Here is a 26,988-nt window from a genome sequence, read left to right on the forward strand (position 1 = left end):
TATGGTAAATAAAAATGTGGAAGATTATCTCCAAGAAGGCATTTACGGCCAAAAGCAAAACAAACCAGAAGAACGTAATATGTATTTAACTACATTACGTGAGCGTGTAGAAATCGCTTTAACGATCGGTCAAGTAATGCAAAGTAATGTATACTCTGAAGTGGCAGGTAGCATGCGCTCTTCTCAATCATTACAACTCCTCCTAAATGGTAGCATTGCTTACCCACATTTATCAAAATACATTAAATTAGCAAACGAAAAAAATGTTCCTTTTACAATTGTTCAAAATAAAGATACAGAAACACCAATCGGTTTAGTATTAACTCATGCTACTGCTGTAGATAAAGAACAAATTTATGTAGAAGATACTATTTTCAAACAAGAAATGAAGTAAAAGTTACACTTAATTAAATAGTTACTAAAAGCGTAAAAAAACGAGTATGGAATCGTAAACATTCCCTACTCGTTTTTTAGCGCAAATTTTAAGTTTTCTATTTTATTTTTTAATACATACTAATTTCATTTCTGTCATTTCTTCTATTGCATATTTAATTCCTTCGCGCCCCGTGCCACTTTCTTTCACACCACCATAAGGCATATGATCTACTCTGAACGTTGGAATATCATTAATCATGACACCACCAACCTCTAGCTCATCAATTGCACGCATTGCTTTAAATAAATTATTTGTAAATACTCCTGCCTGTAAGCCGTAACGCGAATTATTTACTTGCTCAATCGCTTCATCAAATTCTTTAAATGTATTTACTGTCATGAGTGGACCGAATACTTCTTGGCACTGCACAGATACATGATCTGGAACATTTGTTAATACAGTCGGTTCAAAAATTCTTGCATCCCGCTTCTTACCACCGCATAAAACAGTTGCTCCTTCCTTGATTGCTTCTTGAACCCACATATCAATTCGCTCTACATCTTTTTTTGAAATTAAAGCTGATACATCCGTTTCCTCAAGCAGTGGATCACCAACAACAACTGATTCCATCGCTTTCTTTAGCTTCGAGAGAAATTCATGCATTTTCGTTTCATGTACAAAAACACGTTGTACGGAAATACAAACTTGCCCATTATTAACAAATGCTCCCCATTTTACACGTTCAATTATTTCATCTGTTAACTCTACATCTTCATCAATAATAACAGCAGCATTTGAACCTAGTTCTAACGTAACTCGTTTTAGCCCAGCCTTTTGTTTTATTCCGATTCCAACTTTTGGACTTCCGGTAAAAGTAATAGAAGCAACGTAATCATTTTTGACGATTGCCTCACCAACCGTGGCGCCAGGGCCAGAAATGATATTTAAAGCTCCATTTGGCAATCCTGCCTCTTCAAATAACTCAACTAATGCATAAGATGATAATGGCGTTTGATCAGCTGGCTTTAATACAACTGTATTTCCAGCAGCAATTGCTGGTCCAACTTTATGCGCTACTAAATTTAACGGGAAATTAAATGGTGTAATAGCCCCTATAACCCCAATCGGCTTTCGGATTGTATATGCAATACGCCCATCCGCACCAGGTGCGGCGTCTAATGGCAATGTCTCACCATATATACGCTTCGCTTCTTCAGCTGCAAATTTGTACGTTTGAACAGTACGATCTACTTCTCCCCTTGCAGCACGTATTGGTTTTGCAGCTTCTTTTGCAATAATCTCTGCAAATTCTTCTCTTCTTTCATCCATTTTTTGTGCAACTTTCTCTAAAATAGTCGCACGATCATATGCAGATAATTTATTCATTTTTATCATTGCATTTTTTGCAGCAGTAACAGCCTCTTTTACATCTTCTTCCGTTCCTTGTGCAATTTCCGCTAATGTTTCTTCAGAATATGGTGCGTATAATGGTTTATACGTGTTTACAGATTTCCAATTTCCGTTTATATATAAATGCTTTTTCATACTTCTTCTCCTTCCAAATATATGTATACAACAATACTTCACCTAGTGAAAGGTTCAACTTATGTCATTGTATCATAGCCCTTATCCCTCAAAAAACATTATGCTCAAAAAAACTCTGCTATATAGCAGAGTTTACGAGCTAATTTGCTCTTGTAACGGAATTTGTTTTTCATCTTCTAAAATAACAATCGATTCTACTATCTTTGTAACTTCTAATCTTTTTATATAATGTCCATCTAATTCTTTCACACAAAACTTATAATTTTCAATTTCAATGGAATCCTCTTCAGCAATCTCTATATTCTTCGTTAAAATCCAACCACCGATTGTATCAACACCATCATCATCAATCCCTAAACCAAATAACGTATTCACTTCACTAACAAGTACTTTTCCCTCTAGTATCGTCTTCGTTTCACTAACCTTTTGAATTTCTGGCTGCTCATCCGTATCAAACTCATCCTGAATATCTCCAACAATTTCTTCCAAAATATCTTCAACAGTAACAAGTCCAGATGTCCCACCATATTCATCTATCAATATAGCAATATGTGTTCTTTCTTTTTGCATTTTTAAAAACAAATCATGAATTGGAATAGAATCGATAACTAAAATAATTGGTCTCATATATTGCTCTACTGTCTTCTTATTAACAGCTTTATGTTGTACAAACTCAGTAAAAATATCTTTAAAATTCACAAAACCTATTACGTGGTCTTTGTCGCCATCAACAACTGGATACCTTGTATATTTTTCGCGAGACATTTTTTGCAAAGCTTCTTCAGCGGGCATTTCTTTACTTATAATATTCATTTCAGTTCGAGGTACCATTATTTCTTTTGCAATCCGATCATCAAATTCAAAAATTTTATTTACATATTTATATTCAGATTGATTAATCTCACCATTTTTATAACTTTCTGAAACTAACAACCGTAATTCTTCTTCTGAATGAACCTCATCATGCCCCTTCGGCGGTTTCAGCCCTAGCAGCTTCGTAATGATTCGAGCTGAACCATTTAATAGCCAAATGAATGGGAATGCAATACGATAAAAGAAAATTAACGGCTTAGAAACAAGCAAACTCACTTGTTCAGATTTTTGAATTGCAAATGTTTTTGGGGCCAATTCCCCTATTACAACATGTAAAAAAGTAATTAACAAAAATACTAAAGTTACAGCAAAAATGTCTGCTAGTTGAGTAGAGATATTCCAATTTGCAAAAAGCGTATCAAACATTTGCTTTAACGCAGGTTTACCAAACCACCCAATTCCTAAAGCTGTAACAGTAATTCCTAACTGACAAGCAGATAAATATTCGTCTAAGTTTGTAATGACTGTTTTGACCGATGTTGCACGATTATTTCCTTCTGCAATTAAATAGTCAATTCGTGAACTTCTCACTTTAACAATTGCAAATTCTGCTGCAACGAAAAATGCCGTTAAGGCAATTAAAACAATCACTATACTTATACTATATATGTCCAAATACTTTTCCTTACTTACATTGTAAGCAAGGAAGCCACCTCCTACTTAATTTTATTCAAGTGAAGTAAGCATTCTAATACTCTAACAAAATTCTACATTAGCAACCACCTTTTTATATATTATATGCATACATAAAAAAGATATTTATCATTATGATAATCTAATTCATTTACACTCGTCAAATTATTCTAAATGTTACGATAAAACATTTTTATTTAAACGAACTATTCTTCTCAACTCAATTTCGTGAAAAAACACTTTCTTTGCCGATTCCACACTTCTTTTGTCGCACTAGAAGGGAACTTACTTCATAGCTCGAAATCATTCAACAGGATATATATAGGAGGGATTATTTTGGAATATAAAACACCATTTATCGCAAAAAAATTAGGTGTTAGCCCAAAGGCTGTTGTCCGGATCGCGCAACAATTAAATCTTACGATAGAAAAAAACAAATATGGCCACTTTATTTTCACACAAGATGATGTCGATCAAATGTTAGAACACCATCTATTTCAAATAGAGCAGTCTCAAAATCCTCAACCTACTCAAAAGACTTCCTCAAATGAGGTTGAAGAATTAAAAACTCAAGTCAATACAATTGTTCAAAACATATCATCGAATGATTTTGAACAATTAGCTGATCAATTAAACACTATGACGAGAAGACTCGATCGAATGGAAGAACAAATGCAAGATAAGGCAAATGATGTCGTCACGTACCAACTTTTACAACACCGTCGTGAAATGGAGGAAATGTTAGAACGAATTCAAAAATTAGAAGCTGCCCTAACGAAAGAAGAACCCATTTATATTACTCCTGATTCAAAACCAACATACGAACGAGAAAAGAAACCAAAGCGCCGCAAAATGATTTTTAGTATATTTGGATTATAATTTTTAGACCCTTATTAAAATAATAAGGGTCTTTTTTAATGAAGAGTTATATCTTATAAAAATATTATTCTCTTTATTATACATATTCACTTCGTTTTATTTCGTTAACATAATATTTTTACTGTATTCTGCAATTAATGCCTGTGCATGAGCATTCCCTTGAATCACATCGCGAAATTCTTTTAAAGAATACAAATGCGTAACCCCTTTTCGAGCATGAATTCTTACTGGTACACCTTGTAAAGTATCATGAAACTGAAATGGATTATCTATCGGTTCAATTGGAAAACCGAGTGTAAGTAAATACATATACATTCTTTTTGTTACTGCTGCAATGTACCATTCAGCTTTTGTTTCTAACGCATGTATAAATAAAATAGCTGTTAGCCTTTTGAAATGTCCTCTCCCACGAGACGTTTTCGAAATACTTAACTTGCCTATTTCATACACATTCTTCAAATCTTTTACTAAATCATTTTTAGAAAACGGATAGAAAAACTCAGAATTTGATTGTTCAGGTACCGTATACTTAATACATTCTACTGTACCAATAGGATGTTCATCTTCTATTAATAAAAATCGTGATGGATTTAAATTACGTTCTACGAACATTAAGTTTCTTTCTTCACAAAAATCTCCCCATAGTTGCTCGAACCCAAAATGTTCTTCCTTTGTTTGAACACGCTGGAACATATTTAACCGCCTTTCCCATCGTCGCTCTGTTTTTGATAACGCTTTCACTATCTATCATATAAGAACAAATCTTCGTATGCAACTAAAAATATTTATTACTTATTATATTCTGCAAAATGAATTAGATTCCAATTTAATCGACTTTTATCCCGCGCTCACATTCCTTTTAATAACACATTTGTATCACTTTTCAAATCTAACTTACAATATGTTTCTTTCCATACAGCATATAATTCTTCTTAATCTAAAAAAATCCTTTATGAAAAAGGATTTCTTTTACTTCTCAATGCTTTTTAACCACTTTTCAAAAATTTGTACCATCCCATGTTTTCCAGCTAATTTCTCTTCCCCTTGTTTCGTCTTATATGGATATAACTGCAAGAAAACACCGCATCCAGACTCAATTTTTTTACTATGCATATGGCTTCCTGGATATACACAAATGACTTCATAAATTGACCTTCGATAATAGACTCGCTTTCCATCCTGTTCTTCTACATACTTTATAGACCAATACTTATACATTTGCTCAGTTGCTTTCGTATTTCCGACGTGCTGAAAAATATTGTACATTGGACTATACTTCACTTCAATAATAATAGAAGATTTATATACGTATTTCCCATCTTCTTTTACATAACAGTCTAAGCGAATATCTGGCTTCTTCGTATCCTCACCATTGTAAAAATTACTCCCTTTACTTAATGCAATAAGAGGATGTGTTTCAATTAAGTCATTAAATGCGACATGTACCTTTAAATCATCTCGTTGTAAAACTACTGTCGTTCCATCTTGTAATCCATCTACATAAAAATGTTCTTGTATTTGTTCACGAATGGAATTTCTAGCCTCAAAACCAATTTGCTCTAAAATTGAAATAACGATAAAAAAAGCGTAATATTCATACACTAAAAACGTTGGCTTATAAACAAATAATAACGATGGAGATTGATCCGTATATTGCGGGAGTACTTCTAAATGATGTAGTAATTGTTGATGTGGTATCGGTAAATCATGTAAGTTCATGTTACTTGTTTCAGTAACTTCCCTCCAAAACGAGGAGTGCATTAACATTTGAAAGTATTGTACATTTTCATGAACAATGTGCGCCAATATTTTATATTCTTGTATTTTCATTGAGCTCTTTCGTAAATCGGCTTCTTTTAGTAAATGTATATTTTTATATTTTTGCTTCTCTCTATCGGTTACTGATCCATTACGCTCAATTGTTTGTATAATCGTTTTTACGGCTTGAAACTCTTCTGATTTTTTCTTTTTTTCTCTTTCTAATATTTCAATTGTTTGACGTAAAAAACTTTTAGCTTCAATTAAATAATGATAAAATTGCATCGATTTATATTTAAGAAATGCATTTTCCTTACTATTTTTTTGTTCCATAAACTTACGATTATAATGTTTTGCATAAGGTTTTCTTTCTGCCACTATGGTTCCTTTTCTTGTTGGCTTTCTCTCTTTTCCTTCCCATTTATATGCATTTATAAATTTTGAGCTTGATTCTATTTTCTTAAAGATTTGCTTTATCATCTTCATTTTTTGGGGTAACTTTCTAAGCAAAACTAAATAAGAAGAATCCTCAATATCGCTAAGTGCAGAGAAAGTCTTTTTATAATAACCTCTATCCAAAATCAACTCATTTAAAATTGACTTCACATAGTCTTGAATCATTTCAAATTGATCATCAAAAAAATTTTTCGGTACGATTTGAAAAGCACCATAATACGTTGTATCTTCTATACGCACTTCAAAATGGTATAAACCACAGCGCCATGGATAAAAGAATTCTGTTTTCCCATGTTCATATATTAATACTCTTTGTTTTTTTTCATTTATTTCATATTGAGCCTCTTTTATATTTTTCTGTCCCTCATATACTTTATTCCATATAAAAGTAATATTCATTGGGATTTCATAATTGTACTGCAATCTAATCGGTTTTAATTCTTGTACTTTATAAATGCATTGAACTAATGCTGTAGTAGATGTACAAAGACGATTTAATAAAATATAATCTCCTTTCCCCTCATTTCCAATGATTAACTTTAATACAAAAGGGAGCGTTTCATTCGTATCAACGATTTTTGTTTCGTAACGCCCTTCATTTTGCATATCCATACAACTCCAGTTCCCTACGTTTTTCTCGTATATATGCTAAAGAGTGTTCAAATGTAGATACTCTGTTTGCAAGTGCAGATTGCAAAAGAGGTACTAAGGTCGCTCCCCTTTTTGCTTCTTCAGAAAGTAAAGAACCAACCATCATTTCGGTCCCTCTGATTTTCGTCAATACACGCTGCTTTATTTGTAAATCAAACCCTTCTTCTCTACTGATCATATAGGTATGGTTATTTTGGAACGGTATATTTTGCAAATAAGTCGCAATTGCGTTTGCACATCGGAAAGAAATTCCCTTAGACGCATCATGTGATGACAATACGACATGCAACTTATCTAATAGCTCTAATTCTTCTTCAGAAAACACTTCAATCATCGCTTTATTTCTCATCCAATTTATCCGAAATTCTCCCGCTGTTACTTTCAAAGGTGGGTGTAATACGACTTTCCCCAGTTCCATGCCCATCTCACAAAACGGAATTTTTTGTAACGTTATTAAGTTCGTTCGGTCTAATAATCGATCGGAGAGCTCTTTCGTTGTTTCATCAAAATTCACAGTACCTACAAATATAATATTTTCTCCAATTTCAATTGTTGATGGAATTGAATTCTCAATGTCCTGAACACCCTCATACAAGTTTAAAATACGATTTTTTGTTTCAAGTTGAAGAACAGATAAAAATGGAGTAAACCAATGCTCAATATGTGACATGTTCATTTCATCAAAAACGATTATATACAGTTGATTGGGATTTTCTTTCGCCTTCATTAACGTCCTAACTAACTTCGTTTCACTTTCAATAAAAGTACCATTTGGATGAAGGTAACCAAGTAAATCATGTGGTTCTTGATACGATGGTGAAATTGGAATCCAAACCAATTCTTCCCCATACTGTAATCCTAATGCTTCTGCATAAGTTTGCACAAAACGTGATTTCCCAACGCCCGGTATACCACCAAGAATCGTTAACATATTTGTTTTTACACTTATATGGAAATTATATATATCCGTTGCATCCAAATATAGCCCTTTATTATGCACCATACTTTGTACATACTGTAAAAAGGACGATTCACGCTCATCCCATTCCCATTCATCTTTTTGCACTTTTATATCCTCTACTTCAACTAGCTTACCTTCTTCATGCATTCGTTTTTTTAATTGCTCATACACATGATCACTTACAAAATATAATTGATCTTCTACCGCTATTTCTACATACTTCGTCCAGTCACTGCAGTTTATATATTTACATTCACGTTTCTGTTCAAAATATGCGATTGAGCTAATTGATGACTTTAAGGATATGTTTCCATACAGTCTTCCATCGTGCCACAATAATTCGGGAGGCTCAAAGTCTTTCGGAAATTTTGGCATAAGAAATGATAAATAACCGTTGCTAAGTTTTCGTTCTAAAGATTCTCTTTTTTTATTATTTGTAACTTTAGGTGCCGGAATCATTTTATAGCTGCTTGCTATTTCTTTCGGTTCTTCTGTACATATTAACTCCACGTATACATTTCCTCTTTCATAATAAAGACGAAACATCACTAATTGCTTTTCTAATTTCCTCTTCTTTAATTCCAAAAAGATTTTTTCATTCTTTTTATTACTACATAATCCTTCAAATACATAGGGTTCATTTGCAAATTGTTCCTGTAAAGTGAATGGTATTGGCGATAAGCATTGTACAAAGAAATTCTCTCCACTCTTCTCTTTTTCAGCTTTTGTAAATTTCCCTAAAAATCTCATATAGTACATTCGTTTTATAAAACTTGGCTGAAGAGCTTTATGTAATTTCACCTTAGTCACCTTCTTTTTTCATACTATTCTTAGTGTATGAAAGAAACGAAAAACTAGAAATAAAAAACCTGACGTTATCCGCCAGGTTCAAAATTAAAACGTATATTAATGAGAAGGAAATGCTTTTTTCTCTTGTAAAATTGCATTATGAGCAATTTTCATTTTAGCAAGTACGTAACGTAATCGATCTTCAGCATTTTCATCTTTACTTTTTTGCAATTCCGCCAAATTTTCAACAGAACTTGCTAAATTCTCAATGACTCCTCTCAGCTCAGGATGATGATTAAAAAAAGATTCTTGCACTAATACTTTCCTTAACTCACTAGCTAAATCAATTATTCTAGACAGCTGTTCTTTTTCTTCCATTCTCATCCCTCCTGAATATCTTATGTAGTAAATATTCTCTAAACAAAGAAAAAAGCCCTTTAAATGAAAAGGACTTTTTACATTTTTATATTTCCAGTTAATAACATATACAGTGATGTGATAGCCGCAATAATAATTGCCCACATCACATATTTCTCTGCACCTGCAAAGCAACGGTTCCCTTGTTCTTTTCTTGCAAACGTGTAAACAATAATTCCAATTCCATACACAATTGAAACGAGTAGTAAATTCTTTAAACCAGCTGCATAAAGAAGCCATACAGAGTAAATAGAAGCAATTAAAGCTAACGCTCCATTTTTTAATTTAGCGTCTTTTAGCTCGTTTGTAATGACTAATTTAAATTGGAATAACGCTGATAATAAATATGGTAATAAAATTGATGTTGATGCAATGAAATACATAATTTGATATGTTGATTCTGAAAACAGAACGATGATAAATATAATTTGGGCAACACCATTTGAAATCCATAATGCCATGTGCGGTGTTTGCTTTTTATTTGTTTTCGTAAAGACTTTCGGAAATACGCCATCTTTTCCGGCTACATGAGAAATTTCAGAAACAAGTAAAAACCAGCCAATTAATGTACCGACAAGTGAAGCAACTAACCCAATGTTAATCGCAACTGCACCCCATGGACCAACAACATGCTCTAATACATGTCCCATTGACGGAGTTTCTAGCACAGAAAGTTCGCTTCTTGTCATCGCTCCCATTGACAGAACAGAAATTAAAATATATATGGACATTACTAAAATAAGTCCCATTACTGTTGCCTTACCAACATCTCGGCTATTCTTCGCTCTTCCGGATAATACAACCGCTCCTTCTACTCCAATGAAAACCCAAAGTGTTACAAGCATTGTATTTTTCACTTGACCAAGTATAGCGGAAAGTGAGAAGGTTCCTTCTCCCCAAAAATCATGTGTAAATGTGTCCCAGCGAAAGGCTGTTACCATTACAACAATAAATAAAACGATTGGAACTAACTTCCCTATTGTTGCGATAACATTCATAATAGAAGCTTCACGGATTCCAAATAAAATTAGAAAATGAAGTGTCCATAATAAAAGTGATGCCCCAACGATAGATGCAACATTATTTCCTCCTTTGAAAATTGGAAAGAAATAACCTAATGTACTAAACAGTAACATAATTGTTGCGACATTACCTAAGATTCCTGCTAGCCAATATCCCCAAGCACTATTAAATCCAATATATTCACCGAAACCAGCACGTGCATAACTATAAATTCCACCTTCAAGTTCCGGTTTTTGTCTTGCTAACGTTTGATATACGAGCGCAAGTGGAATCATTCCCATCGCTGTAATACACCAGCCAATTATTATTGCACCACTGTTTGCTCCTACTGCTAAATCATGCGGTAAACTAAAAACACCGCCACCAACCATTGTTCCAACTACTAATGCGATTAATGGAAAAAATCCTAACTTCTTTTCTATTTGTACCACCCCATCTGTCATTCTAGGTGTTATGTTCGTTCAACTATTAAAGTCACCTTTTTCTCTAATAGACGTTTCTCTTATATTTTTTCAGGAAAACATTACTTATTCTAAAAGAAAATGAACAAAAATGGAATACTTTTTTGAAAAAATGTATAAGTATGCACAAAAAAACCGCTCATTTTGTAATGAACGGTCATTTCAAACATATAAATTTGTATATTTCTTGTAAATTTAACGAAGTAAATTCTCTTTTTCTAAAAATTGTTTTGCGACTTCTTCACTACTTTTACCATTTACGTTAACTTCAAAATTCATTTTTCGCATTTCTCCATCTGTAATCTTTCCAGATAATTTATTTAATACCTTTTCAAGTTCAGGATATTTCTGTAACGTTTCTTTTCTTAATAATGGTGCTCCTTGATAAGGTGGGAATAACCCTTTATCATCTTTTAGCACTTTCAGTCCGTATTGCTCCAATTCACTATCTGTTGAATATGCATCAATTACGTTAACATCTCCAGATTGAATTGCGCTATAACGCAGCTTCGGCTCCATCGTTTTAACATTCGAGAACTTATAGTTATATAATTTTTGCATTCCTTTATAACCATCTTCACGATCAGCAAATTCCAATGTAAACCCTACTTTGGCTTCCTGCGCAACATTCCCTAAATCAGAAATTGTATTTATATTCTTTTGATCTGCTATTTTTTTCGGCATGGCTAGTGCATATGTATTGTTATACTCCATTGGCTTCAACATAACCATATTATATTTCTTTTCCATTCCAATGCGAGCCTGATCATATACTTCATCACGATTTGTGCTCTTTGGTTCTTCTTTCACGAAAGTAGATAAAGCTGTTCCTGAAAATTCTGGGTATATATCTACTTCCCCGGATTTCAACGCTTCAAATACAAATGCTGTTTTTCCAAGACCTGGTTTTAATTGTACGTTTAAATCGGTATCTTGTTCAATAAGCTGCTTATACATTTGAATTAAAATTTCAGGTTCTGATCCAAGTTTGCCCGCAATAACAATATCTTTCTTTTCTGTACTCCAAAGAAATGGAGAAGCAATCATTACTACAACTATACATATCGTCAATATAACATGCTTAGAAGAGCGTTTCGGTCGTTCAAGTATGCGAAGTACTATATCAAAGAATAAAGCGAGTAACGCGGCTGGTACGGCCCCTAAAATGATAAGTGCATGATCATTTCGATCTATGCCTAATAATATAAGCTTACCGAGCCCACCAGCACCAATGAGAGCTGCTAATGTAGCCGTTCCAACAATTAATACCATCGCTGTACGAATACCGGCCATAATGATAGGCAATGCAAGCGGAAGCTCTACCTTCCACAGCCTTCTCCAACTATTCATCCCCATAGCTCTCGCGGCTTCTATTAGTGATTCATCTAATTCCCTTATTCCTGTATATGTATTTCGTAAAATAGGTAATAGTGCATACACAACTAATGCAATAATCGCTGGAAGTTTTCCGATTCCTACTAACGGAATTAATAGTCCGAGTAATGCAAGTGACGGCACTGTCTGCATTACTGCAGAAGTTCCTATTATAAATTCAGCCATTCGTTCTTTTCTTGTTAATAAAATGCCAAGTGGCACCGCTATAATTACTGCAAAAAATAATGAAATAAGCGATATTTGTAAGTGCTCACTTAATGCAGTTAGTAATTCTATTTTTCGTTCTTGGAACGTTTGTATAAAATTAGTCACTGTTTAGCCTCTCTCCTTCATTTGTTCAACAATGTAATTGACGATATGACGACTTGTTAACGCTCCAATATATTGACCGTTTTCTTCAACTGGAACGATCTCCTCATCACGCACACGAACTAACGCTTCTTGTAAAGAAGAATGTAATGATAGTGCCTGCCCTTCTAATTGCACACTTTGATCAAGCGGCAATACATCTGCTACACTTTTCTCCTCATACCAAGTTCGTCCACGATTTCCAATGAACTCCTCTACAAATTCATTTTTCGGATTATGTATAATTCCTTCTGGTGTATCTAGTTGAACAACTTTTCCATCTTTCATAATACAAATGCGATCTCCAAGTGATAATGCTTCTTGCATATCATGTGTTACGAACACGATTGTTTTTTGAATCTTTTTTTGCAACTGTACAATATCCTTCTGAAGCTGTTCCCTACTTAATGGATCTAACGCACTAAATGGTTCATCCATAAGAACGATTTTCGGGTTTGCGGCTAATGCTCGCACGACACCGACACGTTGTTTTTGTCCTCCTGACAATTCATCAGGCATACGATCTCGATATATATCCGGATCTAATCCAACCATATGTAACAAGTCATCGACGCGTGCTTTTATTTCCTTTTTGCTCCATTGCCTCATTTCAGGAACAACTGCAATATTTTCAGCGATTGTCATATGAGGAAACAATGCAATCTGTTGCAACACATATCCTATATCCCAACGTAATTCGTTTATATTATATTGTTGAATATCTTTTCCATCGATTAAAATCGATCCTTCAGTCGTTTCGATTAAACGATTAATCATCTTCATTGTCGTTGTTTTCCCGCAACCACTCGGACCGATGAGAACGAAAAATTCTCCCTTTTTAATTTCTAAATGCAATGAATCCACTGCTTTCGTGCCATCTTCATACGATTTTGACACATGATTAAATTGAATCACAAACACAACTCCTTTACTGTTGTTTCCTTTATTTTGATGGAATATGGCATTCATTTCAAATGATACGCTTTTAAATTAAAAAAGAGCTCGCATTTGAGCTCTAACGGTCGAACAATATTGTTTTCATAATAGCAGCATATTCGCGAACATACATTTTTCTCTTAGAACGAATTGGTGTTTCAGCAGCTAGCGCCTCCATCTTCATACCTAAACGCTTTGCAATTATTTTCGTTCGATATAAATGATATGTATTACTTACAACTACCGCATGTTTCACATTATATAAATCCATACTAAATTTTAAGTTTTCATACGTATTTGTAGATTGATCTTCTATTAAAATACGACTCTCATCTATACCGTGTACCATTAAATAATTTCTCATGCTATGAGCTTCCGGTATATCTTCATCTTCTCCTTGACCACCTGAAACAATTACTTTCGCTTCAGGATGGGAAAATAAATACTCCAACGCTACATCCAAACGATTTTGAAGAGATAAAGACGGTCTATCTCCAAATAACTTTGCACCCAGTATAAGAACGTACGGAGAGTGATAGCTCAACTTTTCACGAGCAACTTTGTTCATTCGAAACGTCATATAAATGATGTATAGTGGCGGTAATAATAAAATCATAAGAAAGATCCATTTGTTCATAAATAAGTATTCACTCCCTTTCTTGTTATTATATAGAAAAAGAAAGGGAGGCAGAAGTGTTTTTTCAAACGATTGATTTATTAGAAACATGCGCCGCTACTTTACGTTGTGATAGTACATAATAAATAGCGATTCCTAATGAGAAGATCAATATGCAGCTTAATACGTAAAACTGCAGCATGACTCCGACTTTAGATACACCAACTGTAAACAGCATTAATAATACAATTCGTATTCCTGTACCAATTAATCGAAATAAGCTATCCACTCTTCCCATTACTTCGTTTGGAATTTCCTCCATCATCAATACATTTCTCGCCACTCTTGTACCCGCATTTCCAACTGCATGAAAAATTGCAAGTCCATATAAGAAAATTACGGAAGGTTCAATACTCATTGCGGTAATTGAAATTACATAAATGAACATCGTTATAACGATTGAAACTTCTGTTTTTACATATTTCATTATGAGTGGAATACAGATTCCTGCAACAACCGCTCCAACACCGTACATCATCCCCTCTATTGCGTATACAGAGGCATTGGCTTTAAGTATATCCGAAATATAAACTGGTATTAAATAATTTGCCATCATAACACCTATAAACGGCATATAAGTGGCCAGTAAGAACCAAAAGAGCTTAGGACGTTTTTTCATAAAGTGAATTCCTTCAAACAATTGCTTCTTAAATGTTATTTTTCTTTTCACTTCTTTTTTCTTTACGTACGGTATACATAAGAAAAGAAAAAATGCTCCAGCAAAAGTTAACATGTCTACTAACAAAATCCACTTCAAAGATACAATTTCAATTAAGAAGCTCGCGGCCGCTCCAGAAATAACTTGTGTTAACTGTCCTTGTATTTCCATCGTTCCACTTAAACTTTTATAATGTTCCGCTTGAAATATCTCTTGGTTGAACGCAAATATTGTAGGATAAAATAATAAATAGTAGAATGATCCGGCTATATAAATAAGAATATAGTGAATAGAATGATAAGGTTGCCCCGCAAATCCCCATATAACCATTATTCCAATTACGGCAATTCCGATTCCTTCGTTACATAGCAATAAAGATTTTCTTGAAAAACGATCAATACTTTGCCCAATGAATGGTGTTAATAAAAACATAATGAGGGTTGCAATGATAGAAACATAACCAAATGTTGTCTCTCCTCCACTCTCTTTAATTAACAGCCACGGAATCGTTATCATAACAATTCCGGAACCAATAGCAGATAGACTATTGGCCCCTAGAATGTAATACAAGCGAGAATCATGATAAAGTGAGGACATATCACTCCACTCCTAGTTGCTTTTTCACCTCTTTATATACGCTCATATATGCTTTTAATTCTTTAACTACATCATGAATTAATGGTTTGGCATCTTCCCCAAGTTCACCATCTTGCACATGTAATCCATCAAGCACAACTTGTTTTGGAATGGCATTTGCATAAACACCTCTAGCGACCGTTCGCATGCTGTTTAATGCATTTATTCCACCTTTACCGCCACCAGCAACCGCTAACAACGCAACTGGTTTATGAATAAATTCACTACTACTTAAGTAATCTAAAGAGTTTTTCAGCGCACCGCTCATCGCATTATGATATTCTGGTGTACATAATACAACCCCATCCGCAGCTTTCACTAACGTTTTCAATTTTTTTACTGCCTCTAAATCACGTTGTGACTCTTCTCCATTGTATAAAGGTAACTCCTCAATTGCTAAATCATATAATTCCCCTTCAAATTGATCCGCAATATATTTTGCCACCACGCGAGTTCTACCAAATTTTCTTGGTGTACCGTTAATAACGACTAGTTTCATGATTCTTTCTCCCCTTTGTTTTCAAGTTCTACTTATATATTATCAGAAATTTCTATACAAAACACAATATAAAGAGTTAACTTGTTTCATAAAATAGTATGATAAACAAAAAAGAACTCATACTTTCGTATGAGTTTCGCACAATTACTTCGTTTCATCTCTCATGCTCAATGTACCTAAACTTTCATTTGCTTCAAAATGATTATATGCTTTTTCCGCTAATCTTTTCCGTTCTTCTGGTAATTCTATATATTTCATTACGTTTTCAATTATTTTTTCGTACGGAGTAAACACAATTCCTGGCCACTCTACCTCATCTTCTGGATTACTATTTTCGGAAATAATAAATTTCTTATTTGCGACTGCATAAGACACGCGAGGTGTTTCAAGAATTCCTGATAAATAAAAATGAATATTTAATATAATTTTAGCTCTAGCAATCAATTCATTTCTAACAATTCCCCACGCATTATTTTTAAAAACTATATTTAAATTCGGGGCAATCGCTTTTAGATGATCAAAAATAGCTTGTCGCCTCGGATTAAGGGCACCTATAAACAGAATATCAATATCTTCAATAATCTCATCTTCAAACGCATCTTTTTTTATTTCCAAAGTTGGAGCGTAGTTCATTTCTACATGTTTTATTTCTTTTCCTACCCCTTTTTGTTTAAGCCATTCTATATTTTGTTTACTATAATCCCAAATCACTCTATCTTTTAATAATATTAAATAAAGGGGGTGCGCATATGGACTTCCTTCGTATAGCTGTTCTAAATTATAAACAATTGCATCTTTCGGAAGAAGGTTCGGGTTATATGCGTATGTATGTGCTCCAAAAACAACTGTATTCTTTACATTTTCCAGTATTGTTTCTGATATAATTACTGTATTTCCCTCCTGCTCCAACCGCCACTTTAAAGCTCGCGCAACATCTATGAAACTACCATATGTCTTTGGGCATATAAAAAGACAATAATCATATTCTTTATTCAAATAAGCTTCCATTAATTTTAAATTATTTTTATATAAATCTACATCCGGATGTTTAAGTACTAACTCATTTGCATGTTTTCTTGCTACTTTATATAATCCAGCATAATAAGCAGCGATGCATCTTCTTAATTCGATTCTTTCACGATGTTCATCTAATACATCCATGTTTAAAAGAAGATTTGCGATACAATACGCTTTTAAATGATCACGATCATAATAATAGTCTAGTAGTGGCATCAATTCTTCATACGTATTTCCATGCACCGATTCTCCTAGTTCAATCGCCCATCGCATTAATTTCATGATTACTCCACTACTCCTTTAACCGAAAATGTATTTAATAAAATTTCGCATTATTCTCTACTACATTTGCTATATGAAATGGAATCTTTTCTTTAATCGATTCCAAATACTTTTGCGACACGGCCCCTAAATGTTTTTTATGCGGTATATAGAAAGCACTAATAGAAATTTCATAGTCAAATAAGTAATCATACACATGATAATCTACAAATAAAAGATCATCCTTTGGAAAAGGAATTTCCTTTCCTTGCCGAGCATACATCAAAGCAATATTGTTTTGAGATCGTAATCGATACAACCTTGCAAGTTGGTATAATGGTTCAGCCCGAGTTGGTCTATATTCCCACGCTTTTTGAAAATAAAAAACAGCTAATGCTAAATATTTCTCTTCTTGCCCTTTAACATTTTCTATTTCATCAGCATCTGTCACTTCATTTTGTTTATTTGCTGAACGATTTGCTAACTGCTCATAACAAAATCCTATTCGCAATAACGAATAGAATACCTCTTCAACCCAACCCCCTGCTTCCACTCGTTTTTTATACCATTTAATCGAATCTTCAAATTGACTTAAATGAAAATAAGTCTGAGCTAAATAAAATAAATATCTTATATGCAAATCTGGCGTTGTTTCTGGGTCGTTTATTCCTTGTAACAACAACCTCTCATCTCTTTCAAATTTATCAGCTTTACTCCCGCCATCTCCGGGATCATTCACGACAAGAGTCTCTAACCGATCTACCTTCGTATTGTAATTCGCTCCAACTTTTGAGCGATCTATATCCCAATACTCATGAGTAACACCGACAGATTTCCATGGTAAAGAAGCTTTCAAAAGACGTGTAAGCCAATATTTAATATGAACATCATATTGCAATGTAAGATAATGATCTTCCGTTAAGCTCGTTTTATCGAAATTCGGATCAACCTCTAAAATCATATCCGCATCTAATATTAATAAATAATCTGCTTCTGGATATGTTTTTTGCGCTAATGAAACAGCTAAACTTCTGTTATAACCAAAGTTTTTAAACGGCTCATGATGAACCGTCCCAGGTATCTCATTTTCCTTACACCAATTTTCAATAATTTCAGGCGTATTATCCGTCGATCCAGTATCACAAATAGAAACATAATCTACAATTGATTTTGTTGCATTTAAACATCTTTCCATAATTCTAGACTCATTTTTGACAATCATACAAAGACATAACTTTTTTTCTTCCTTTACAGACTTCACTTGCTCATTTCCCATTTAACCACCTCATATTTTATTAACACGCTCTTCTCATATGTAACAACATTTTTTAGCTATACTGATGACATAAGCACCCTTTTACTATTTATGAAAACTTCATTTTATTTATTCTTACTTTTATGTTGGGACATATTTCATACTTCGCTTTATATTTGATACAATCAATACAAAAAAACATAATACGGGAATCCGTACATTTCAAAGTCTAAGAGGAGGTTATATTTTGTTGGATTACATTTGGCTAGATGACAAATCACCAATTTTAGAACAACTACCAAGTAATTTTAAATCTGCAGCTATATTGCTACATCCATTTGTCCAAATGCCTTTAGGATGGGAAAAGTCTGTGAGAAAAAGACCATATGAGCACATCTATCCTAGCGCTGAAGAAATCATTCACAATGGGAAATCCGTTTCTTGGAAGGAAATGATGTCTTGTAGTGGATTACATTCATACGCAGACCTAGCAATGGCCATTTTGACTTCCATTAGTGCCTTTTCAGAAGAATATAAAAGAGAGGATTTAGCTGAAAAGCTACATTCAAACTTTAAAAAAAATCTTTATTATCCAACAGAAGATTATACGTCTATATTTTTATTACACAAATTACTTAAACTCCTCGGTTCTAAAGGTGCAAAAAATCTATATTTCTCTGAACCACTTCTTGATACAAACGGATTATTACAGGTAAATAATACTACTCCATTAGATATTTGGGACATTAGCAATAATGAGTTAATTATTACTGGAGAAGACAATGAGTATGCGTTTATGAGTATATACGATTCCTTTACAACCTTATTATTAGCTAAAGAAGAAAATATAGAATATATTGTTCAATCAATGAATGTTGAAGCTGTCATTTGTGACAAAAAAACGATGATTGATTGGTATTTTTAAATTAGTAATTTCTTAAACTATAAAAAAGAAACTTGCGCTTATGCACAAGTTTCTTTTCAAAAACATCCTTATTTTTTTACAACTTCATGTCCACCGAACTGATTACGTAGTGCTGAAACTACTTTTCCATGGAATGTATCATCTTCCTGAGAACGATAGCGCATAAATAATGACATCGCGATTACTGGTGCCGCTGCTTGTAACTCAAGCGCAGTTTCAACAGTCCATTTCCCTTCTCCTGAAGAGTTCATTACACCTTTAATGCCATCAAGTTTAGGATCATCTGCAAATGCTTTTTCAGTTAAGTCCATTAACCAACCGCGGATTACTGATCCGTTCGCCCATACTTTTGCAACATCTTCATAATTGAAATCAAAGTCACTCTTATCTAGTACTTCAAATCCTTCAGCAATTGCTTGCATCATGCCGTATTCAATACCGTTATGAACCATTTTTAAGAAATGACCACTACCAACGCGGCCAGCATAAGAATAGCCATTTTCTACTGCTAAATCTTTAAATAAAGGTTCTAATTGGTCGTAAATTTCTTTTTCTCCACCAACCATTAAACAAGCACCGTATCTAGCTCCTTCTACACCGCCAGATGTACCGATATCTACATAATGTAATCCGAAGCTTTTTGCTTCTTCAGCACGGCGTAACGTATCTTTATAGAATGAATTTCCACCTTCAATAACGATATCACCTTCATCTAATAACGGATACACATCTTTTAATACTGACTCTACAACTTCTCCTGCAGGCACCATTACCCAGATCGTACGAGGAGCTTCTAATTCAGCGATCATTTCTTTTAATGTATGACGTGCAGTAATTCCTAGTTTTCCTGCCTTTTCTACAAGCTCTTTATTTACATCGTATACAACTACTTCATGCTTGTCTTCATGTAAGTGTTCAGCTAATGGGAATCCCATTTTTCCTAATCCAATTAATCCTAGTTTCATATTAATCAATCTCCTATTCTATACAAATATATTTAATATCGAAATTAGCCCAAGTGCTACTACAGATAATATAGTCTCCATTGCAGTCCATGTTAATAACGTTTCTTTCACAGTCATTCCGAAATACTCTTTAATCATCCAAAATCCTGAATCATTCACGTGTGATAAAATTAATGACCCTGCACCTGTTGCAAGTGCTAATAATTCAACATTTACACCTGGTGTACTTGCTGCAATCGGCGCAACAATACCAGCTGCTGTCATCATAGAAACAGTTGCCGATCCTGTCGCAACTCGGATAAGTGCAGCAATTCCCCATCCAAGTAATATTGGTGAAATATGTGATTCTTTCGCCATTTCAGCAATTGTAGTACCAATTCCAGAATCTAATAATACCTTATTAAATGCACCACCAGCACCAATTACTAACAGTATGTTTGCAATTGGCCCAAGGCAATCATTTGTAAATTGTAATACTTTATCTTTAGAAAATCCTTTTGCATAACCAAGGCTAAAGAAAGAATAAATCGTTGCAATTAATAAAGCGACTATTGGATCTCCAATAAAGTGTAACACTTGTGCAAGTTGACTCGTTTTATGTAACGCTACTTCAGCAATGGATGCACCAAGCATAAGAAATACTGGAAGTAAAATAGTAAACAATGTATTTCCGAAGCTAGGAAGTTCTTTCTTCTTATCTCTTTCAATAAATTGCTCCGCTATATCTAATGGTACTTCCTTATGTATACGAGCACCAATCCATTTCCCGTAAAGTGGACCTGAAATAATTGCAGTTGGAAGTCCGACAATTAACGCATATAAAATTGTCTTCCCTACATCTGCTTTAAAAATACCCACTGCCGCCATTGCCGCTGGATGCGGTGGGACAAGTCCGTGTACGACTGACAGTCCTGCTACTAGCGGAATACCGATTGTAATAAGTGATACCCCAGTTTCTAACGCAATTGTAAATACTAACGGAATTAATAGGACGAATCCAACTTGGAAAAATACCGGAATCCCTACTAAAAATGCAACGAACATCATCGCCCAGTGAACTCGTTTCTTCCCAAAACGATTAATTAATGTGTTAGCGATACGTTCAGCACCGCCAGATTCGGCCATCATTTTTCCAAGCATCGTTCCTAGTGCTAAAACTATCGCTAAAAAGCCTAACGTATTACCAAGCCCTAGTTTAATAGAATCAATAATCCCTGGATCTTTTGGTGAAGTTCCAATTAAAGGCATTCCCATTGCTAAACCTACACCAATTGCTGTTAAAATTAATGCGACAAATGGATGCCATTTTACTACCGTAATAAGTAAAAGTAGTATGACAACTGCCGCTAGTACGATCCCAACTACCATTTCTCCCAATCCCCCTATTGTTTACGTTGGAAAGCAGCTATACAATCAAATTCTTCTTTCAAGCGATTGTAAAGTCGTTCATACATATAAAACATTTCTAAATATATAGCCGTATTTTCTTTATTCGGTACATGGTGATGGACAATATCAATCCAATCCTTTACCTCTTCAAGAGAATCAATTTTTCCTACAGCATATAAAGCAACTGCCGCTGCCCCAAGCGCAGATGCTTCATGACTTTCAGGTACAAACAATTCTTTTCCCATCATATCGGACAACATTTGTCTCCAAAATGCAGATTTTGCAAACCCTCCTGAAACTCGTATTTCAGTAAGTGGCCCTGTACAATCCCTGATTGCGAGTGCTACTGAATATACACTCATACAAACACCTTCCATCACTGCACGTATAAAATGTTCTCGTTTATGTTGAAGATTGATTCCAAAGAATGTACCACGAGCGTTTGCATTCCAGTAAGGTGCGCGTTCTCCAGATAAGAAAGGTAAGAACAATAGCCCATCCGCTCCAGCTGGTACGCTTTCTGCATATTTAATTAATAAATCATAAGGATCAATGCCGAGCTTTCTTGCTACTTCTTGCTCTGGACTACCAAATTCATCACGTAACCATCTCAGTAATATTCCGCCGTTATTCGTTGGACCACCGATTACCCAGTGCTCATCTGTTAATGCGTAACAAAACGTTCTCCCTTTCTCATCTGTATTTATATTTGATGAGATTGTTCGAACCGCACCACTCGTTCCAATCGTAATTGCAGCCGCACCCGGTGATATCGCACCAACTCCTACATTTGCAAGAACCCCATCACTTGCTCCGATGACAATTGGTGTTTCTGCACTTATCCCCATCTTCTGTGCTAATTCTGGCTTCATACCTGATAAAATATATGTAGTGGGTACAGGGGTTGATAATTGTTCTGGTGACATATGTAACATAGTCAAAACATCTTCATCCCAGTTTAATGTTTCTAAATTAAATAACCCTGTAGCAGAAGCAATCGAATAATCAACTACGTAGCGTGAAAATAATTGGTAAATCACATACTCTTTAATGGAAATGAATTTATAGGCACTTGTATATAACTCTGGTTCCTCTTCTTTCATCCATAACAATTTAGAAAGTGGTGACATCGGATGAATCGGTGTACCTGTACGTCTATAAATTTCATGCCCATTCATTTGTTGTAATAATTTTTCTGATTGCTTCGTACTTCGATTATCTGCCCAAATGATAGAACGCGTTAATGGCGCACCATTTTCATCTACTGCAATTAATGCGTGCATAGCTGTACTAATACCGATTGAAGAAATATCTTCTGGTAATACATTACCTTTTTCAATGGCAACGCTTACACTTTTGTATACAGCGGCACATATTACATCAGGATCTTGCTCAGCCCATCCTACATTCGGTTGAATAATTGGGTAATCGATTGCATGTGATGCAATGACTTTTCCTTTTTCTGTGAACACAACCGTTTTTGTACTTGTGGTACCGATATCAATCCCGATTACTCTCCCCCTTGTTTCCATGCGAATCTTCCCTTCATTTCTAGCAAAATACGATTTAGTAAACCGTTTACATGAATTAGTATATAAAATATTTTTTCATTTATCAAGTTATAAAAAGAAAATTTTTTTCACAACAAAAAGTAAATCCCCTCATTCCATTTCACTTATATACTAAATTTAGCTTTTCCGTGCGGTAAAATTACGTTATATTCTTTACGCAATACACTCTTTCCTCTCATTAACAACACATACATAGTCCTCCATACGTTTTACTCATTTGCATGAAAAAGCGTTGAAAAGCAATATTCATTTTTAGGGATCACGTTACATAACCATCAAGCCAAGAAAAGTAACTACCCGCAGAATGAGAATTCTGTGCATTTTGCTCTTGTTTATTGTTTTAGATTCACTAGTCCTTTTATCTTGATAAACATAGAGCGCGGCCCCCCTGCTATCACTTTTTTATCTTGTAAATATATCTTACATACTATAAAATTTAATAGTATTTTTATTTTTCAGAAAAATAAAACAATAATATAGAATTTATTGTATAATGTTGTAAAAAGATGTCGGAGGGATTTAATGTTAAATAAAATATCTCAATTCACAATTAAGCTTTCATCAATTCTTTTATCACTCTTACTATTATTAAATTTACCTTATTTATTTATCACTCAACAAGGGTTTACCTTTCAACCAATTTATTTTTTTAATCAGATCGTTACCATGTTAAAACAGGTCTTCTCCCCTGAATCATTAGTGATTATAGGATCAGACCCGAAGTTTGGCCATTTCAAAAAAACACCATTATTTCCAACTGTTTTAGAACCTTACCTATATTCATTTACTATATTATTTTTAGCCTTTTTTCTTGCTCTCTTTCTATCATCTAGCATGGCATTTTTTTATTTTTTAGCGAAAGATTATATAAAAAAATGGATAAACCGAATTGTTTTCATATTAGAAGCTGTCCCTGATATGATGCTGATGATTTGTTTGCAAATATTCTTCATATGGGTACTTCAAAAATTCGGGGAATCTCCTGTCACTATTATTTCTTTTAATGAAAATCGAGCTTATTTACTCCCTATTTTATCATTAGCTGTCTTACCTACATTACAAATGTTTCGGATGATGGTGTTATACATAAAAGAAGAAGAAGGAAAACATTACGTAGAGGTTGCATATGGAAAAGGCCTTTCATCAAGTTATATACTCTGCATTCATTTATTCAAAAATATATCTATCCACTTCTTTCACCATTTAAAAACGATTTTTGTTTTCTTACTTTCTAATTTATTCATTTTAGAATTTGTTTTTAATATGGAAGGCATTATTCAATTTCTATTTAATAAGGCGTTTGTTTCACCTCCCGCTGCATTTATCATACTTGTTATGATTATTTTACCGTTTTATGCCATTTTCCAAATAGTCTCATTCATGATGAATAGATGGAAAAAGCAATTGAAAGGAGTATCATTATGAAATCTATTTGGAAATCAAAACGCTTTTTAATCGGCTTTACTTATCTATTCATACTTATTTCAGCTAGTTTTATTTATAGTTGGTTCTTTAAAGATAACATCCCAAAACCTCCTCAGTTACTTTACAATGACAATAACGAATTACTTGGAAAGGCCCCCTTTCCGCCATCGTTAATTCCACCTTTTGGATCTGATCGTTTTGGAGAGTCTGTTTTCTTACAAATTGTAGAAGGAGCAAAATTCACTATTTTATTAGCCGTAGCAATTAGCTTCTTTCGAATTTTATGCGGAACATGTATAGGAATCCTCTTAAGTTTATATGCTCCAAAACTCAAGAGATTTTTCCAGTCATGCTCAGAAGTTTTTTATTATATTCCAACTCTATTTATCGCATTCATACTCATCACGCCCGTTAATATTATAATCACATCAAATGCTGATGGGGTAGATCCAAATATTTCATTTACGTTTTATCAAGTACTCGTACTTATTTTCGTCGCTCTGCCTACACTTTCTTTATACATATCCTCAGAGGTTGATGAATTTATGAAACAAGATTACATCTTAAGTTCACAATTACTGGGGGCTAGTCGTTTTCATATTATTAAAAAACACTTACGAGTCTTATTACTTGACCGCTTATTTGTATTATTTATGGAACATATCGTCCAAACACTCATACTCGTTATCCATTTAGCGTTGCTTAACATTGTAATTGGCGGCATACAAATGCGTGAACTCTATGACGGAGTGCTCAAACCTGTTTCTCTATCTAATGATTGGGCAGGTCTTATTGGATTAAATCGTAATGAAATGAATCTTTCATGGTGGATTATTTTTTATACTCTCGCTTCATTCTTTATTACGATTCTATTTATTAAGCTTATGACCATCGGGATTCAAGATGCACTGAAAGCAAGAGATTCGCAAATTGTAGCAATTCAAAACGTTCCAGATCATAAAAAATTTGTTAAACATAAAGATTCCTTTTCGTTTGCAAATAAAGTAAACCTTTAATCATTTCTCATTAATCAAGTATTAATTGGCATCGATATTAGTAGAAAATAAAGAAGATGATCCCTATTAAATACAGGGATCATCTTCTTATGCTGTCTAACTTTTTTACATGTCCTTTGCTAGACTCATGCTTTTTATATTTAAAGTGAATTATTTGCAATCACAATTATGTTTTTTAAAATCAATTACCATACGCCCTTGAATTCTACCTTGTTCCATTTCTTCGAATACATTTTGTACTTTATCTAGCGAACAAGTTTGAACAACCGGCACTACTTTTCCTTCTGCCCCAAACATAAACGCCTCTTCCAAATCTTTACGAGTACCCACTAGAGAACCAACTACTTCAATTCCATCCAGTACAAGTCGCGGGATGTTTAAGTCCATTGTTTCTACTGGTAGCCCTACTGCAACTACTTTACCGCAAGCACGTACTGCATCAACTGCTGAGTTAAAGGCTACTTTAGAGACTGCTGTTACTACCGCAGCATAAGCGCCACCAAGCTCCTCTTGAACAATTTTATCAGCAGGACCTTGAGAAATTGGATTGATAGTCATATCAGCACCAACTTCTTTCGCTAAGGCTAATTTGTCGTCATTAATGTCTACTGCGATTACCTTTGCACCAAATACATTTTTAGCATATTGGATAGCTAAGTTACCTAATCCACCGCAGCCATAGATTACAATAGGTTGACCAGGTTTAATATCTGATACTTTAATAGCTTTATATGTAGTTACACCAGCACATGTAATTGATGATGCTTGAGCAGGATCTAATCCTTCTGGTACTTTTACCGCATAATCAGCAGTAACGATACATTGTTCAGCCATACCACCATCTACTGAATAACCTGCGTTTTTAACTTCACGGCAAAATGTTTCTCTACCAGTTACGCAATATTCACAACGTCCACAAGATTGGAACATCCATGCAATACTTACACGGTCACCTATCTTTAGCGAATTAACATCATCAGCTATTTTCGTAACAATACCTACACCCTCATGACCAAGAATACGGCCATCAGTGTTACCAAAATCATGATTCGCAACGTGTAAATCAGTGTGGCAAACTCCACAATACTCTACATCTACTAACGCTTCGCCTGAGCGTAACGGACGTAATTCTTTTTCAATCACTTCGATGTTTGCTTTGCTGTTTTTATTAACCACTACTGCTTTCATATGTGA

23 protein-coding genes are annotated in these 26,988 nt (G+C 34.2%); 5 read left to right on the top strand and 18 right to left on the bottom strand.

Annotated features, from left to right (window positions below):
• The first annotated feature begins 1 nt into the window (after position 1).
• Positions 2–394, top strand: a complete 393-nt coding sequence (locus ACS2FK_RS19120) for a YueI family protein (RefSeq protein WP_000247562.1) — start codon at positions 2–4, stop codon at positions 392–394.
• 102 nt (positions 395–496) lie between these two features.
• Here ACS2FK_RS19120 and ACS2FK_RS19125 read toward each other — a convergent pair whose 3' ends face one another.
• Positions 497–1,921, bottom strand: coding sequence for an aldehyde dehydrogenase family protein (locus ACS2FK_RS19125; RefSeq protein ID WP_000716480.1), 1,425 nt, complete (start codon positions 1,919–1,921; stop codon positions 497–499).
• A 132-nt stretch (positions 1,922–2,053) separates the two neighbouring features.
• Positions 2,054–3,409, bottom strand: coding sequence for a hemolysin family protein (locus ACS2FK_RS19130; protein WP_015055122.1), 1,356 nt, complete (start codon positions 3,407–3,409; stop codon positions 2,054–2,056).
• A gap of 354 nt (positions 3,410–3,763) precedes the next feature.
• Here ACS2FK_RS19130 and racA point away from each other — a divergent pair, with 354 nt between their 5' ends.
• The gene (gene racA, locus ACS2FK_RS19135) at positions 3,764–4,306 is read left to right on the top strand and encodes a chromosome-anchoring protein RacA (RefSeq protein WP_000456014.1); all 543 of its coding nucleotides are present in this window, start codon (positions 3,764–3,766) and stop codon (positions 4,304–4,306) included.
• A 96-nt stretch (positions 4,307–4,402) separates the two neighbouring features.
• Here the strand turns inward: racA and ACS2FK_RS19140 are convergent, their stop codons facing one another.
• From ACS2FK_RS19140 to ACS2FK_RS19195, 12 genes are all read right to left on the bottom strand, one after another.
• Entirely contained in the window at positions 4,403–4,999 is a 597-nt protein-coding gene (locus tag ACS2FK_RS19140) for a hypothetical protein (RefSeq protein WP_000487795.1), read from the bottom strand.
• 276 nt (positions 5,000–5,275) lie between these two features.
• On the bottom strand, positions 5,276–7,126 hold the full coding sequence (locus tag ACS2FK_RS19145) for a hypothetical protein (RefSeq protein WP_001178725.1): 1,851 nt from the start codon (positions 7,124–7,126) through the stop codon (positions 5,276–5,278).
• Positions 7,116–8,933 (bottom strand): AAA family ATPase, encoded by a 1,818-nt coding sequence (locus ACS2FK_RS19150; protein WP_000766193.1) that lies wholly within the window; start codon positions 8,931–8,933, stop codon positions 7,116–7,118. Before ACS2FK_RS19150 ends, ACS2FK_RS19145 begins: the two co-directional genes overlap by 11 nt.
• A 105-nt stretch (positions 8,934–9,038) precedes the next feature.
• Positions 9,039–9,299 carry a hypothetical protein gene (locus ACS2FK_RS19155; RefSeq protein ID WP_000391447.1) on the bottom strand — a complete coding sequence of 87 codons (261 nt, stop codon included), beginning with the start codon at positions 9,297–9,299 and terminating at the stop codon, positions 9,039–9,041.
• Between the two features lie 77 nt (positions 9,300–9,376).
• Positions 9,377–10,804: a basic amino acid/polyamine antiporter gene (locus ACS2FK_RS19160; protein ID WP_000129441.1), complete on the bottom strand. Its 1,428-nt coding sequence runs from the start codon at positions 10,802–10,804 to the stop codon at positions 9,377–9,379.
• A gap of 213 nt (positions 10,805–11,017) precedes the next feature.
• Positions 11,018–12,529 (bottom strand): ABC transporter permease/substrate-binding protein, encoded by a 1,512-nt coding sequence (locus ACS2FK_RS19165; RefSeq protein ID WP_063547161.1) that lies wholly within the window; start codon positions 12,527–12,529, stop codon positions 11,018–11,020.
• Between the two features lie 3 nt (positions 12,530–12,532).
• Positions 12,533–13,480, bottom strand: coding sequence for an ABC transporter ATP-binding protein (locus tag ACS2FK_RS19170; protein WP_000614073.1), 948 nt, complete (start codon positions 13,478–13,480; stop codon positions 12,533–12,535).
• Between the two features lie 100 nt (positions 13,481–13,580).
• Positions 13,581–14,138, bottom strand: coding sequence for a YdcF family protein (locus tag ACS2FK_RS19175; RefSeq protein WP_001045718.1), 558 nt, complete (start codon positions 14,136–14,138; stop codon positions 13,581–13,583).
• Between the two features lie 64 nt (positions 14,139–14,202).
• Positions 14,203–15,432 carry an MFS transporter gene (locus tag ACS2FK_RS19180; RefSeq protein WP_063547160.1) on the bottom strand — a complete coding sequence of 410 codons (1,230 nt, stop codon included), beginning with the start codon at positions 15,430–15,432 and terminating at the stop codon, positions 14,203–14,205.
• A 1-nt stretch (position 15,433) separates the two neighbouring features.
• Positions 15,434–15,970, bottom strand: coding sequence for an NADPH-dependent FMN reductase (locus ACS2FK_RS19185; RefSeq protein WP_000780355.1), 537 nt, complete (start codon positions 15,968–15,970; stop codon positions 15,434–15,436).
• Positions 15,971–16,114: 144 nt separating this feature from the next.
• On the bottom strand, positions 16,115–17,269 hold the full coding sequence (locus tag ACS2FK_RS19190) for a hypothetical protein (protein ID WP_023521844.1): 1,155 nt from the start codon (positions 17,267–17,269) through the stop codon (positions 16,115–16,117).
• 34 nt (positions 17,270–17,303) lie between these two features.
• Entirely contained in the window at positions 17,304–18,524 is a 1,221-nt protein-coding gene (locus tag ACS2FK_RS19195) for a tetratricopeptide repeat-containing glycosyltransferase (protein WP_023521843.1), read from the bottom strand.
• Between the two features lie 139 nt (positions 18,525–18,663).
• Here ACS2FK_RS19195 and ACS2FK_RS19200 point away from each other — a divergent pair, with 139 nt between their 5' ends.
• Positions 18,664–19,428 (top strand): DUF2711 family protein, encoded by a 765-nt coding sequence (locus ACS2FK_RS19200; RefSeq protein WP_043924654.1) that lies wholly within the window; start codon positions 18,664–18,666, stop codon positions 19,426–19,428.
• 68 nt (positions 19,429–19,496) lie between these two features.
• On the opposite strand, the gene gnd is transcribed toward ACS2FK_RS19200, so the two are convergent.
• The 3 genes from gnd to gntK are packed head-to-tail and all read right to left on the bottom strand — an operon-like array spanning position 19,497 to position 23,314.
• Complete coding sequence (gnd, locus tag ACS2FK_RS19205; protein ID WP_000765981.1) at positions 19,497–20,393, bottom strand: phosphogluconate dehydrogenase (NAD(+)-dependent, decarboxylating); 897 nt, start codon at positions 20,391–20,393, stop codon at positions 19,497–19,499.
• An 18-nt stretch (positions 20,394–20,411) separates the two neighbouring features.
• Positions 20,412–21,761, bottom strand: a complete 1,350-nt coding sequence (locus tag ACS2FK_RS19210; RefSeq protein WP_000260205.1) for a GntP family permease — start codon at positions 21,759–21,761, stop codon at positions 20,412–20,414.
• Positions 21,762–21,775: 14 nt separating this feature from the next.
• Positions 21,776–23,314 (bottom strand): gluconokinase, encoded by a 1,539-nt coding sequence (gntK, locus tag ACS2FK_RS19215; RefSeq protein WP_000449997.1) that lies wholly within the window; start codon positions 23,312–23,314, stop codon positions 21,776–21,778.
• Positions 23,315–23,875: 561 nt separating this feature from the next.
• Here gntK and ACS2FK_RS19220 point away from each other — a divergent pair.
• Both ACS2FK_RS19220 and ACS2FK_RS19225 read left to right on the top strand, forming a co-directional pair.
• Positions 23,876–24,778, top strand: coding sequence for an ABC transporter permease subunit (locus ACS2FK_RS19220; RefSeq protein WP_063547159.1), 903 nt, complete (start codon positions 23,876–23,878; stop codon positions 24,776–24,778).
• Positions 24,775–25,794 carry an ABC transporter permease gene (locus ACS2FK_RS19225; RefSeq protein WP_000836572.1) on the top strand — a complete coding sequence of 340 codons (1,020 nt, stop codon included), beginning with the start codon at positions 24,775–24,777 and terminating at the stop codon, positions 25,792–25,794. Before ACS2FK_RS19220 ends, ACS2FK_RS19225 begins: the two co-directional genes overlap by 4 nt.
• 150 nt (positions 25,795–25,944) lie before the next feature.
• Here the strand turns inward: ACS2FK_RS19225 and adhP are convergent, their stop codons facing one another.
• A complete protein-coding gene (adhP, locus tag ACS2FK_RS19230; RefSeq protein ID WP_000649129.1) occupies positions 25,945–26,982 on the bottom strand; it encodes an alcohol dehydrogenase AdhP in 1,038 nt (345 codons plus the stop codon).
• Between the last annotated feature and the right edge of the window lie 6 nt (positions 26,983–26,988).

It is taken from the genome of Bacillus cereus group sp. BceL220, assembly GCF_051776965.1.
GTDB lineage: Bacteria > Bacillota > Bacilli > Bacillales > Bacillaceae_G > Bacillus_A > Bacillus_A cereus.